At 59.2% G+C, this 13,111-nt stretch carries 9 protein-coding genes; 5 read left to right on the forward strand and 4 right to left on the reverse strand.

From position 1 onward, the window contains the following. The first annotated feature begins 1 nt into the window (after position 1). The 4 genes from aceF (at position 2) to msrA (ending at position 7,454) form a co-directional block, all read left to right on the forward strand. The gene (gene aceF / locus AC0ZWN_RS24690; RefSeq protein ID WP_476336952.1) at positions 2 to 1,945 is read left to right on the forward strand and encodes a dihydrolipoyllysine-residue acetyltransferase; all 1,944 of its coding nucleotides are present in this window, start codon (positions 2 to 4) and stop codon (positions 1,943 to 1,945) included. Between the two features lie 276 nt (positions 1,946 to 2,221). Continuing rightward, the gene (locus tag AC0ZWN_RS24695) at positions 2,222 to 3,619 is read left to right on the forward strand and encodes an alkaline phosphatase D family protein (RefSeq protein WP_476336954.1); all 1,398 of its coding nucleotides are present in this window, start codon (positions 2,222 to 2,224) and stop codon (positions 3,617 to 3,619) included. A gap of 252 nt (positions 3,620 to 3,871) precedes the next feature. Further along, on the forward strand, positions 3,872 to 6,568 hold the full coding sequence (locus AC0ZWN_RS24700; RefSeq protein WP_116255762.1) for a putative bifunctional diguanylate cyclase/phosphodiesterase: 2,697 nt from the start codon (positions 3,872 to 3,874) through the stop codon (positions 6,566 to 6,568). A gap of 220 nt (positions 6,569 to 6,788) precedes the next feature. Further along, positions 6,789 to 7,454, forward strand: coding sequence for a peptide-methionine (S)-S-oxide reductase MsrA (gene msrA / locus AC0ZWN_RS24705; protein ID WP_476336955.1), 666 nt, complete (start codon positions 6,789 to 6,791; stop codon positions 7,452 to 7,454). A 126-nt stretch (positions 7,455 to 7,580) separates the two neighbouring features. Here the strand turns inward: msrA and AC0ZWN_RS24710 are convergent, their stop codons facing one another. Beyond that, positions 7,581 to 8,420, reverse strand: coding sequence for a 23S rRNA (adenine(2030)-N(6))-methyltransferase RlmJ (locus AC0ZWN_RS24710; RefSeq protein WP_093430119.1), 840 nt, complete (start codon positions 8,418 to 8,420; stop codon positions 7,581 to 7,583). Between the two features lie 592 nt (positions 8,421 to 9,012). On the opposite strand from AC0ZWN_RS24710, the gene AC0ZWN_RS24715 reads away from it, so the two are divergent. Continuing rightward, complete coding sequence (locus tag AC0ZWN_RS24715; RefSeq protein ID WP_093430118.1) at positions 9,013 to 9,468, forward strand: hypothetical protein; 456 nt, start codon at positions 9,013 to 9,015, stop codon at positions 9,466 to 9,468. Between the two features lie 50 nt (positions 9,469 to 9,518). Here AC0ZWN_RS24715 and AC0ZWN_RS24720 read toward each other — a convergent pair whose 3' ends face one another. From AC0ZWN_RS24720 to AC0ZWN_RS24730, 3 genes are all read right to left on the reverse strand, one after another. Continuing rightward, on the reverse strand, positions 9,519 to 9,839 hold the full coding sequence (locus AC0ZWN_RS24720; protein WP_186621237.1) for a hypothetical protein: 321 nt from the start codon (positions 9,837 to 9,839) through the stop codon (positions 9,519 to 9,521). A 327-nt stretch (positions 9,840 to 10,166) separates the two neighbouring features. Continuing rightward, on the reverse strand, positions 10,167 to 10,880 hold the full coding sequence (locus AC0ZWN_RS24725; protein WP_476336957.1) for a DUF4123 domain-containing protein: 714 nt from the start codon (positions 10,878 to 10,880) through the stop codon (positions 10,167 to 10,169). Beyond that, entirely contained in the window at positions 10,870 to 12,885 is a 2,016-nt protein-coding gene (locus AC0ZWN_RS24730) for a type VI secretion system Vgr family protein (protein WP_476336958.1), read from the reverse strand. The genes AC0ZWN_RS24725 and AC0ZWN_RS24730 overlap by 11 nt, the downstream gene beginning before the upstream one ends. Between the last annotated feature and the right edge of the window lie 226 nt (positions 12,886 to 13,111).

Consider the following 13,111-nt stretch of genomic DNA (forward strand, 5'->3'; position numbering starts at 1 on the left):
TGTGAGCGAACTCATTCGCGTACCTGACATCGGCAGCGGTGAAGGTGAAGTAATTGAACTGTTTGTGAAGGTCGGCGACCGTATCGAAGCCGACCAGAGCATCCTGACCCTGGAATCGGACAAGGCCAGCATGGAAGTGCCGGCCCCGAAAGCCGGCGTCATCAAGAGCCTGAAAGTGAAGCTGGGCGACCGTCTGAAAGAAGGCGACGAACTGCTTGAGCTGGAAGTCGAGGGCGCCGCTGAAGCGGCCCCTGCTCCTGCCGCTGCGCCGGCTGCAAAAGCGCAGGCCAAACCGGCTGCCGCGCCTGCTGCCGCTGCACCAGCCGCTGCCCCTGCTGCCGCTTCGGTTCAGCAAGTGCACGTGCCGGACATCGGCTCTTCGGGCAAGGCACAGATCATCGAGATCCAGGTCAAGGTCGGCGACACCGTCGAAGCTGATCAATCTTTGATCACTCTGGAATCCGACAAGGCGAGCATGGAAATCCCGTCGCCTGCCGCTGGCGTGGTTAAAGCCATCAGCGTCAAGCTCAACGACGAAGTCGGCACTGGCGACCTGATTCTGGATCTGGAAGTGGCGGGTGCTGCGGCCCAGGCTGCTGCACCGGCCGCTGCCGCTGCGCCTGCTCCGGCAGCCGCGCCAGCAGCACCGGTGGCTGACAGCGTTCAGGACATCCACGTTCCGGACATCGGTTCGGCTGGCAAAGCCAAGATCATCGAAGTGTTGGTCAAGGCTGGCGACAGCGTTGAAGCCGACCAGTCGCTGATCACCCTGGAATCCGACAAAGCGAGCATGGAAATCCCATCGCCTGCCGCTGGCGTGGTGGAAAGCGTTTCCATCAAGCTGGATGACGAAGTCGGTACCGGCGACCTGATTCTGAAGCTGAAAGTCAAAGGCGCAGCGCCTGCTGCTGCCCCGGCTCCAGCTGCCGCCGCTGCTGCTCCGAGCGCTCCGGCACCTGCCGCTGCTGCTCCGGCTGCCGCTGCACCTGCTGCAGCTCCAGCCGCCGCACCGGCCAAGCCGGGTGCCAAAGTTCACGCCGGCCCTGCCGTGCGTCAACTGGCCCGTGAGTTCGGCGTTGAGCTGAACGCTGTCGGCGCCAGCGGCCCGCACGGTCGTATCTTGAAAGAAGACGTGCAGGTTTACGTCAAAGCGATGATGCAGAAGGCCAAGGAAGCACCGGCCGCTGCAGCGGGCGCAACCGGTGGCGCGGGCATCCCGCCGATTCCGGTCGTCGACTTCAGCCGTTTCGGCGAAATCGAAGAAGTGCCGATGACTCGCCTGATGCAGATCGGCGCGTCGAGCCTGCATCGCAGCTGGCTGAACATCCCGCACGTGACTCAGTTCGATTCGGCTGATATCACCGAGCTGGAAGCCTTCCGCGTGGCGCAGAAAGCCGTTGCAGAGAAGGCTGGCGTCAAGCTGACCATCCTGCCGCTGCTGCTCAAGTCGTGCGCGCACATGCTCAAGGAGCTGCCGGACTTCAACAGTTCGCTGGCGCCAAGCGGCAAAGCGATCATCCGCAAGAAGTACGTGAACATCGGCTTCGCCGTCGACACCCCGGATGGCCTGCTGGTACCGGTGATCAAGAACGTCGATCAGAAGAGCCTGTTGCAACTGGCAGCCGAAGCCGCTGCGCTGGCCGCCAAAGCCCGCGACAAGAAGCTGACTGCTGACGACATGCAGGGCGCCTGCTTCACCATTTCCAGCCTCGGCCACATTGGCGGCACCGGCTTCACGCCGATCGTCAACGCGCCGGAAGTGGCGATCCTCGGTGTTTCCAAGGCAACCATCCAGCCAGTCTGGGACGGCAAAGCCTTCCAGCCGAAACTGATGCTGCCGCTGTCGCTGTCCTACGATCACCGTGTGATCAACGGCGCCGCTGCCGCACGCTTCACCCAGCGTCTGGGCAGCCTGCTGGCGGACATCCGCACGATCCTGCTGTAACTCGATCGGCCCTCCGGCAACGGAGGGCCGATTGCTGCACCCTTTCGAGCGCCACACGCTCGTACCTCAACCCCGTCAGTTTGGCGGGGCTTTTTTTTGCCTGAAGAATCACCTCCCTCGTCTTTTTCCCACACGTCGCGCTGACATCGGCCACAACTCCGGTCGACTTGGCACCGATCTTTTTTATTCGATACGCAACTAACCTAGGCGCAACCAATTCAACTAAGAAAACTTAGTTAAACCCTGTTAATTCAAGTTAATTCGAATGGAATCGACATGTTAAAACCAACTATCGGCCCAATTACCGGCCACGTTACAACTGATCATGTGCGTATCTTCATGCGTGGCGATCGTCAGAACAACTCGCCGGTATTTGCCGGGATTCGTTATCGCGCTTCCAGCACACAACATTGGTCCAAAGGTAACTTTGCGCAACTGAGTGAATTACGCGACATGTCACATGTGTTCGCCCTTAACAACTTGAGTGCCGACACCGAATATGAATATCAGACCGGTTGGTTCAGCCCGATGAATCCGGTACATACGCCAGACAGCGTTGCCGAGTTGCCGTTGCAATGGCCACGGGAAATCTATCGCCTGCGCACCCGCTCCAGCAAAGCCCTGCACCCCAGAGCCTACATCGTCGGCTCCTGCCGCTACTTGCGCATGACCGCAGGCATCGCCTCCCTGCCGCAACTGGGTGACCGGATCTTTGCATCCATCAATCAGCTCATCGAGGGCATACAACCTCCGATCAACGCGGTATTGATGACAGGCGATCAAATTTATGTGGACGACTTGAACCTGGTCGCACCGGATCGCGAATACAAAGACATTCTCAACAAGTACCGCGCCGCGTTTTCCCAACCCAACATTCAACGGTTGATGTCTGGCACGTCGACTTACATGATTCTCGATGATCACGAAATCGAAGATAACTGGCCTGCCAATGCCAGCAAGTCCGACGGCGACTTGTACCGTAACGCAATGGCTGCCTATGAGTTGTATCAGGCCAGTCATAGCCCGGTACATCCGCTGACAAGTAACGGTGAAATAGATCACTCGACACTTGAGCATTACTGGTATCAATTCAGCGACGGCGATATCGAATGGTTTGTCACCGATAGTCGCACCCGCCGCAACTTGTCAGCCGATGACCGACGCATCCTCGACGAGGCACAGGAACAGGCCCTGCTCAAATGGCTGAGCCACAGCACAGCGCGGGTCAAGTTCGTGGTCACCAGCGTGATGTTCTATCCCGATCGCAAACGCCACGGCGATGACGCCTGGAAAGCCTTTCCCGAACAACGTCTGCGCCTGCTGGAAACCATCCGCACCCGGCGAATCAAGAATGTCGTGTTCATTTCCGGGGACGTGCATGGCTCGCTGACGGCTCGTTTGACACACAGCGAAGACCCGGACTTCGAAATCCACACGGTGGTGTCCTCGCCGCTGTGCAACAGCAAACTGCTGCCATATGCCAAAGCGTCCACGTTCATCCTGGATCAGCCGCTGGTGCGCACGGCGGCGGGCGATTATCGGCATGAACTGACCAGCACGGTGGTGAGTGAAGACAATTTCGCCCACTTGGTGGTCGAGGCTGATCAGCTTATGGTCAATTACCATGATCGGGATGGAAAACGGCTGCAGTCGATCGCCATAAAGCTGCGCTAAGCCTTAAAGATCGCAGCCTTCGACAGCGCCTACAGAGGGCGCATTCCCCTGTAGACACTGCCCAAGGCTGCGATCTTTTACTCTTTTCAACGACGTGCTGGAGAAATGCCCGACGCAGCCGACATATTCTTATAGCACTTGGCCTTCATGTCTCTTGTCAGTCAGTGCCGCAATGATGCAACCTTGCCGCAGGCAACAGTAAAGAGGGCGAGAGCCCGGCGCGTTCAGCATATTTCCAAGCGAGTTCCCTTCATGAAGAGCCAACCCGATGCCGCCAGCCGTATGGCGGCCGAGGTAGTGACGCAGTTGCCTGTGCCCTCGCGGCTCGGCATGCTGCGTTTCGAGCGCTTGAATGAAGCCAGCTGGGCGATGCTGTTTCTCGATCCCAACTGTGAACGCCAGTTCGGCCAGCCAGCCGTTGAGCTTTGCGCCCTGGTCGGTTCACCCTACGCCAGCCTGATGGAACCCGAAGCGCGCTATCAACTGCACGACGCGATCCAGCAGCAACTGCGCGACAGCCCGCATTATCTGGTGCGCTATACCCTGCACACCGCCGCAGGCAAGCTGAACATCCTCGAATTGGGCGAAGCGTATAAACAGCACAATCGTCATCTGCTGCGCGGCTATCTATTGGCGGTCGATGATGTGTTCGACGAAGTGCCGCAGGTGCCCTGCGTCGACCTCGAAACCCAGAATTCGCGCCTGCAAATCGCCCTTGAACTCAATCAACGCGCCCAGCAGGAACAACTGCAGCACTTGGAACGCGTGCGCGCCCAGCAGGACCTGATTCTGCTGCTCGCGCGCCAGCGCTACAGCACGCACAACTCGTTGCAGGAAGCCGCCGAGCTGATCACCCGCTGCGCCTGCGATATCTATGAAATCGACTGCGCCAGCTTGTGGAACCTCGAAGGCCAGCATCTGGTGCCGATCTCCGCGTACCACCGCGCGACCCAGGAATACATCCTTCCGGACGTGATCGACATCAGTAGCTTCCCGGATTACATGGACGCCCTGCACGGCAGTCGCGCCATCGATGCGCACAACGCGATGCGCGACCCGCGTACTCGGGAGATGGCCGAAGCCCTGCGCCCGCGCGACGTCAACGCCATGCTCGACGCCAGTATTCGCGTCGACGGGCAAGTGGTCGGCGTGCTGTGCCTGGAACAGACCGGCGTCACCCGCGCCTGGCAGTCCGATGAAATCGCCTTTGCCGGCGAGCTGGCTGACCAGTTCGCGCAAGTCATCAACAACCACAACCGCCGCACAGCCACCAGCGCCCTGCACCTGTTCCAGCGTGCAGTCGAGCAAAGCGCCAACGCGTTTTTGCTGGTCAATTGCGACGGCGTGGTCGAGTACGTCAACCCCAGTTTCACCGCAATCACCCAATACACCACCGAAGAAGTCCATGGCCAGCGTCTGTCCGAGCTGCCGGCGTTGGAAAACCTCAGTGAACTGTTGTTCGACGCGCCCTCGGCGCTGGCCAAGAGCAACAGCTGGCAGGGCGAATTCAAAAGCCGCCGCAAGAACCTCGAACCGTACTGGGGTCAGCTGTCGATCTCCAAAGTCTACGGTGACAACCGTGAGCTGACGCATTACATCGGCATCTACGAAGACATCACCCAGACCAAACTGGCGCAGCAGCGCATCGAGCGACTGGCCTACACCGACAACCTGACCAACCTCGGCAACCGCCCGGCGTTTATCCGCAATCTGGACGAACGCTTCGCCCGCGACAGCGACACGCCGATCAGCCTGTTGTTGGTCGACATCGACAATTTCAAGCGGATCAACGACAGCCTCGGTCACCAGACCGGCGACAAGCTGCTGATCAGTCTGGCCCGGCGTCTGCGCAACAGCCTGAGCCCAAGTGGCAGCCTCGCGCGGTTCGCCAGTAACGAGTTTGCCGTGCTGCTCGACGACACCGACCTGGCGACCGGTCAGCAGATCGCCAACCAATTGCTGGCGACCCTCGACAAGCCGATGTTCGTCGACAACCAGTTGATCAGCGTCACCGGTTCGGTCGGCCTGGCCTGCGCGCCGCTACACGGTCGCGATCCGCAAACGCTGATGCGTAACGCCGGCCTGGCGCTGCACAAAGCCAAGGCCAACGGTAAACATCAGGTGCAAGTCTTCACCGAAGCACTGAACGCCGAGGCCAGCTACAAACTGTTCGTCGAAAACAACCTGCGCCGCGCCCTGACCCAGAACGAGCTGGACGTGTTCTACCAGCCCAAGCTGTGCCTGCGCAGCGGGCGTCTGCTGGGCATGGAAGCGCTGCTGCGCTGGAACCACCCGGAACGCGGCATGATTCGCCCGGACCAGTTCATCAGCGTCGCCGAAGAAACCGGCCTGATCATTCCGATCGGCAAGTGGATCGCCCGTCAGGCCTGCCGCATGAGCAAGGCACTGACAGCCGCCGGCATGGGCAATCTGCAAGTGGCGATCAACCTGTCGCCGAAACAGTTCTCCGACCCGGATCTGGTGGCCTCGATCGCCAACATCCTCAAGGAAGAAGCGTTGCCGGCCAATCTGCTCGAACTGGAGCTGACCGAAGGCCTGCTGCTGGAAGCCACCGAAGACACGCACTTGCAACTCGACCAGCTCAAGCGCCTTGGGTTGACGCTAGCCATGGACGACTTCGGCACCGGGTATTCATCGCTGAGTTATTTGAAGAAATTCCCGATCGACATCATCAAGATTGATCGCAGCTTCATCCACGAAATTCCCGACAACCAGGACGACATGGAAATCACCTCGGCGGTGATCGCCATGGCGCACAACCTGAAACTCAAGGTTGTGGCCGAAGGCATCGAAACCGCCGAACAACTGGCGTTCCTGCGCCGCCACCGTTGCGATGTCGGACAGGGTTACCTGTTTGACCGGCCCATCCCCGGCGGCGAACTGATCCAGGCGCTGAAGCGCTACCCGCGCGGCCCGCTCTGCCTCTGATCACCACAAGCTGTTCCTCTAGAAGACACTCCCCTGTGGGAGCGAGCCTGCTCGCGAAAGCGGAGTGTCAGTCGACATCAACATTGCCTGACCCACCGCTTTCGCGAGCAGGTCGAATCGTCGCACCGTCGCCCCCACATTTGGAGAGTGCGAAGTCGGGCATCATTCGGCACACTGGCGGTCTGACTTTTCACATCCAACCTGACTGAGAGGAACGATCATGGTTCTGCGCTCGGAAATTCTGGTGAACAAGAACGTGCTCCCGACTAAAGAACAAGCTCTGCCCGGCCGCGAAACCGCGATGACCCTGCCTGAAAAGCACTTCGTGTTTGAAGAAACCCCGCTGCTTGGCCCGTTTTTCCAGGACGTCGACTTTGCGATCTTCGGTCTGGGCTGCTTCTGGGGCGCCGAGCGCCGCTTCTGGCAGCGTGAAGGCGTGGTCAGCACGGTCGTCGGTTATGCCGGCGGTTTCACGCCGAATCCGACTTACGAAGAAGTCTGCTCGGGCCTGACCGGCCACGCGGAAGTGGTGCTGGTGGTGTATGACAAGGCCAAGGTCAGCTACGAAGAGCTGCTGGCGATGTTCTGGGAACTGCACAACCCGACGCAGGGCATGCGCCAAGGCAATGACATCGGCACGCAGTACCGCTCGGTGATCTACGCAACCTCGCCTGAGCATCTGGACGCGGCTCTGAAAAGCAAAGCTGTGTATCAGGCGGAACTGTCGAAGGCGGGTCTGGGCGAAATCAGCACCGAGATCGAACAGGCGCCGACCATGTACTTCGCCGAGGCGTATCACCAGCAGTATCTGGCGAAGAACCCTGAGGGTTATTGCGGGATTGGCGGCACCGGCGTGTGCATGCCACCGAGCCTGGCGGGTAACTGACCCCGCCGCCGATCGTTCCCCCGCTCTGCGTGGGAATGCCTCAATGGACGCTCTGCGTCCGCTGTTGGGACGCGGAGCGTCCCGGGCTGCATTCCCACGCGGAGCGTGGGAACGATCAGTCAGTGATCAGCTCTCGGCAATCAACCAATCCATCTGCCACCCACCCTGAGTCTGCCCCAGCTTCTTCGACAACCACGGCAGCAGCTCACGTAATTCCTCCTCCAGCCCCCACGGCGGATTGGCAATCGCCATGCCCGAACCGTTCAGGCTGTTCGGCGTATCCAGCGGATGCACCAGCAGCTCCACACGCAGCAACTTCGGCGCACCGGTGCCAGCCAGATCCTGATAGAAACGGCGCAACGCACGCTGGTCCTTCACTGGATACCAGATCGCCGCCACGGTTTGGCGCATACGACCAATCGCCTCTTTCAACGACGCCGCGCAACGTTGCATCTCGTCGAGCTGTTCGAACGGCGGGTCAATCAGCATCACCGCGCGCTTTTCCTGCACCGGCAACATCGCACGAGCGACGTGCCAGCCTTCGCCGAGATGAACCTTGACCCGACGATCGCCGGCCATGTTGTCCTTGAGCAGCACGCCGTCTTCCGGGTGCTTCTCGTTGAGCATCACCCGGTCCTGCGGGCGGGTCAGGCGCCGCGCCAGCTCCGGCGAACCCGGGTAATAGCGCAACTGGCCGTCCGGGTTCATATCATGCAGCACCTTCATGTAGTCGGCGGTCAGCGCCGGCAGATCCGGTTGATCCCATAAGCGCGCGATGCCTTCTAGGTATTCGCCGGTGCGATTGGCCTGATCGCCCTGCAAGTCATACAGACCGATACCGGCGTGCGTGTCGAGATAGGCAAACGGCTGCTCCTTGCGCGACATCAAGGCGATGAGGCGGGTCAAGGTCAGATGTTTGAACACATCGGCGTGATTGCCGGCATGGAAGGCGTGACGATAATTCATGGCTGCTCCTGCGAAGGGCGCAAAGTTTACCTTTTACCGCGTGGCAAGTCAGGGGTTCGCAGCCGAGCGGACAAAAGCCTGCCCTCACCCTAACCCTCTCCCGGAGGGAGAGGGGACTGACGGTGGTGATCTTGCGGCTTATGTCGACCTGAAAGATCAGCGTGATCTCAGGTTTGTCCAAGCGAAGATCAGTGCAGAAGTCGCAAGTCGGCGTAAACCGCCCAGACAACTCGGTCAGTCCCCCGAAACAACACCTCCATCCAGGCTCGGCCAAGCGAAGTTCATCGCTGAAGTCGCAAGTCGGCGTACATCACCCAGACAACTCGGTCAGTCCCCCGAAGCTTGGCCAAGCGAAGTTCACCGCGGAAGTCGCAGGTCGGCGTACATCACCCAGACGACTCGGTCAGTCCCCCGAAAGAACACCACCCTCCAGGCTTGGCCAAGCGAAGTTCACCGCTGAAGTCGAAGGTCGGCGTACATCACCCAGACAACTCGGTCAGTCCCCTCTCCCTCTGGGAGAGGGTTAGGGTGAGGGGCTTTGCTTTTATGGCGTTAAACTGGCTAGCCATGAACGACAGGAAGTCAAAAACTCATGCGATATCTGATCATCTGCTTATTCAGCCTGCTTAGCCCATACCTCGCCCTTGCCGACGAAACTCACATTGAACAGGCACGCGAGACACTAAAGAACTACGGCCTGAGCCACTGCATTCTGAAGCCATTCAACGAACACTCCGCGCTGGAAAAAGACATCGCATTGTCCGCCAATGCCTATTCGTTCATGGGCAAAGGCATGCATTCCATCCTGCAAAATGAAGACACACTGCAGGTGCTGCACGACCCCTATAAAGAAACCCGAAACTACGTATTAACGGCTTACGAAGAGACACCTTCAAACAGCAAATACTCGAATGAAAAAGTAGTGTTCCTTGCGTGCCTGAAGGTCTACAACTCCGAGGCGTTCAGCCGCTTTATCAAAACGCAGGATGCGTACATTCCATCCATCAAAGTCAAAGGATCGCAGCCTTCGGCAGCTCCAACAGGGTGAGCACCAATCTCGTGTAGGAGCTGCCGCAGGCTGCGATCTTTTGACCTTTTTCAGGCGGGCATGCCGCGCAGGCGCCTGCCGATGACATCCAGCACATCACAGCCGTCGCGCAAAGGAATCACGCAGAGCTGGGCGAAGTCGCTGAGGATGACGGAGTCGCATTCGACCGAGCCGCGCATGCACATGTTTTCCAGCACCTGGATCACGGCGCGCAGACGATGGTTGGCGGCGTCCATGAGGATGTCGAGGGGCACGTGGGTGTCGATGAACAGCGTCGGCATGTCGCTGCAATTGCCGGTCAGGGCCATGAAGCGGTTGTCGGGATGGGGGATGATCTTTTCGTAGGGTGGAGCCGTTCGTATTGTCGTCATTTCTATCTTCCATAGAGTGTAAGTGAACTGCCGCATTCCTTCCTACGGGATTGGGTGGCAGCCGTGCACGGGAGTAGGAAACCGACCCATGGAATTCGGCCACGCCGAAGCGTGTCCCGCACACAGCCGCCGCTGACGACATTGCTCACACAAGTTACGTGCCGCAATTCAAACAACAGCGCTGATGCACCATAGGTAGAGGGCTCCTACACCCTGCCACCACTCTCGCAGTGACAACGAAAAGACTATCCCTGCAACCCACCGCCCACCAGTTCATGAAAACCGCCGCAACTCGAAGGAATCGTCTGAGACCTTCGCCCCGAAAACTCACTCTGACTCTGCCAGCAAAAACGCCAGCAACGCCGATTGCGACGATTCTTCCGACATTGAAACCTGAAAAAACCACCTGACCTTGCAACGCAAAACCACCTCGGGAAAGGTCTCGAAAAGGGTCGGATGTTCTTCGCTCAACCACTGCAACGCATTGGCCGTTCGAACGTCATTACCCTGCTGCGCCAGCACCGATTCCGGCACCTGCCACCAAGGAAATATCCGCCCCGAAACCTGCGCCCTGCCACCAATTTCCAGCGCCTGACCATTGATCAAACAACGCCCGATCAGCGGAAACAGTTGCGCCGCATCCACCTCATCGGCCTGAAGAATCGGCAACAGAAACCGCCCGTCCCAGAAACGAAAAAACACCGTTTTGCCGCCCGGCATCAGCACTTGGGTGAGGCTGCGAAAATGCGCCACCACCTCTTCAAGACTCGCCGAAGACACCGCCAGCCAACCCCAATCCAGCGACTCGGTAGTGGCGACCCAATGCAGAAACTTACTGTCGGCGGCGAAAACTCCCACGTGAGGCATCACCGCATCCCACTCGGCATAGATCGTCTCGGCCCAGATCGCACTGGCCGCTTCTGGCCAAGCCTCAAGCGGCTTTGCCTCGCTGGCATTGCTGAACACCGCGAATAATTGCTCGGACGCTTTCAACGGCTCCCGCGCCAACCAATCGGCAGGCAATAGAAAATCAGGCTGCACAGAGACCGTCCTTGCAACGTTCACACTCTTCGCAGAATGGCGCGTCCCCCTTGAAGCTCATGATTTGTGCAGCAGTCAGCATGGCAGCCGGCGCGGCGGCGAGTTTCTCCGGCAATCCCGGTACAACCGGCGCGGCACTCATCGCCGCCATCGGCGCACCACCCACTACAATCGGCACGCTGCTGAAAATGCCGCCGGGGCCGATGTTGATCCACTGCCCACCGGCCTGAATCGTCGCACTCGCGCCACCGTCGATCACCACTTGCTGACCGGCGCTGACGTGGAATTGCCCACTGGCGCTGATCGCCTGATTACTCACGCGAACATGACGGTCGCCGGTCACGCTCAGATGATCGTCCTGCTTCACTTCGGTCTGGCGCTGCCCGTGGGTGATGCGCTGCTCATCAGCCTTCAACTCGTGGCGGGCGGTGCCGGTGACGACGATGCTGCGCTGGTTATCGACCTGCACCTGTTGATCGTTCAACACATGCTGCGTCCAGTTACGCTGGGCGCGCAGATAGATTTCCTCAGCGCCTTTCTTATCCTCAATGCGCAGTTCGTTGTAGCCGCCACCGCCGGGGCTGCTCTGACTACGAAAAATGCTACGAGTCTTGTCCGCCGGCAGGTCCAGCGGAATCGGCGTCGCGGCGTTGGGCAGGCAGCCCACGACCAAAGGCTTGTCGGCGTCGGCATCGATGAAGCCGACCAGCACTTCCATGCCGACTCGCGGAATCAGCACACTGCCGTAAAGGTCGTGCGCCCAATTAGTAGCAACGCGCAGCCAGCAACTGGAATGCTCGTTCAATTCGCCGTCGCGATCCCAGGCCAGTTGCACCTTGACCCGGCCGTACTCGTCGCAGTGGATTTCCGTGTCTTTCGGCCCGGTCACGACCGCCGGTTGATAGCCGAGCATGCGTGGTTTTTCCGGCCCCAGCGCCGGGCGGAAGAACACGTCCCACGGTGTGGCGACAAAGCTATTACGGTAACCCTGAAATCCCTCGCCATCGCTGGTCACCGATTCCTCCAGCACCTGCGGCTGGCGGCCATGATGCTCGATGGCGGTCAGCAACCAGAGGTCATTCCAGTCGTGGCGCGGATGCTCGCTCAGTTGCAGGAAATGTCCGCAAACCAATGCGGATTCGTCGCTGACGCCCTCAGCCTGACGGTAATCGGCGACATGTCGCTCAAGTGCCCGCTGGGCCAGGTGCTTGCCGGTTTCCCGATCATTGAATTGACCGGGGAAGTGATAGTCCTCCAGCACCGGGCGCTGCTCGCCGTCGACACGGCTTTGCAACTGCAGCCGCGGCTTTTCGAAGTTGTAGTCGCGCCGGGTGACCACGCTGGTACGGGTTTCGACGCGAACGTTAAAGCGCTGAATCGCCCGCGCGCCAGCGGACATGCCACTGCCCGGCAGATAAACCGTTGGCTCGGCGAGACGCGGGAACACAGTCTGGTCATCGCCAAAAACCAACAGGTGACCTGGGGGACTGTGTTGAAAATGGTAATGAATGCCGACCTCGGCACACAGGCGCTGGATAAAGGCCAGGTCACTCTCGGCGTACTGCACGCAATACTCACGCACCGGGTAATCGCTGCCGAGGCGAAATTCAAAAGCATCACGCAGGATCGAATGATCCTTGAGCACTCGCGCGACAATTTGCGGCACCGTCAGATGCTGGAAGATCCGTTGATTGATCCGCTGGCCGAGGTAGGTCAAACGCGGGACGAGGCTTAAGTGATAACGCGTCAGACGTTTCCCGGAATCGCCCTGCCCGACCTGATAAATCTGACCGTGAATACCGGAACCCTGAGCATCCAGGCTCAGAAACGCCTGACAGTGCAACAGGCTTTCGAGGTCCAGGTCGGGCCGTTCACTGACCAGTTCCAGCTCGAAGCGAAAGGGTTGGCTGATGGCTTCCTTGCCCGTGAACTCAAGGACCTTGAGGTCATGTTGGGCGCCTTCGAGGGTCAACGTGAAACGCGGTTGATTGGCAGGCGCGAACATCCGATGTCTCTCTGCAGAATGAAGGGCGGGCGATTCTGCATGAGGGGCAAGGGGTGATGAATGGGTGACGGGAAAATCAGATTTGCCCTACTTTCATTGACGAAAAACCCTGCAAAAAGCGGCGCCTTCAACTACAGACAAGTCTCCAAAACCACCGCCGAACCTTGTAGGAGTGAGCCTGCTCGCGATAGCGGTTCATCAGTAACGAAAATGTTGACTGTCACAC

This window comes from Pseudomonas sp. 3B-A001-10F (assembly GCF_056313565.1).

Bases quoted from the DNA above. Each gene is read 5' to 3' on its own strand.
- AC0ZWN_RS24695 (WP_476336954.1), top strand. From the start codon at position 2,222: ATGTTAAAACCAACTATCGGCCCAATTACCGGCCACGTTACAACTGAT.
- AC0ZWN_RS24700 (WP_116255762.1), top strand. From the start codon at position 3,872: ATGAAGAGCCAACCCGATGCCGCCAGCCGTATGGCGGCCGAGGTAGTG.
- msrA (WP_476336955.1), top strand. From the start codon at position 6,789: ATGGTTCTGCGCTCGGAAATTCTGGTGAACAAGAACGTGCTCCCGACT.
- AC0ZWN_RS24710 (WP_093430119.1), bottom strand. From the start codon at position 8,420: ATGAATTATCGTCACGCCTTCCATGCCGGCAATCACGCCGATGTGTTC.
- AC0ZWN_RS24715 (WP_093430118.1), top strand. From the start codon at position 9,013: ATGCGATATCTGATCATCTGCTTATTCAGCCTGCTTAGCCCATACCTC.
- AC0ZWN_RS24720 (WP_186621237.1), bottom strand. From the start codon at position 9,839: ATGACGACAATACGAACGGCTCCACCCTACGAAAAGATCATCCCCCAT.
- AC0ZWN_RS24730 (WP_476336958.1), bottom strand. From the start codon at position 12,885: ATGTTCGCGCCTGCCAATCAACCGCGTTTCACGTTGACCCTCGAAGGC.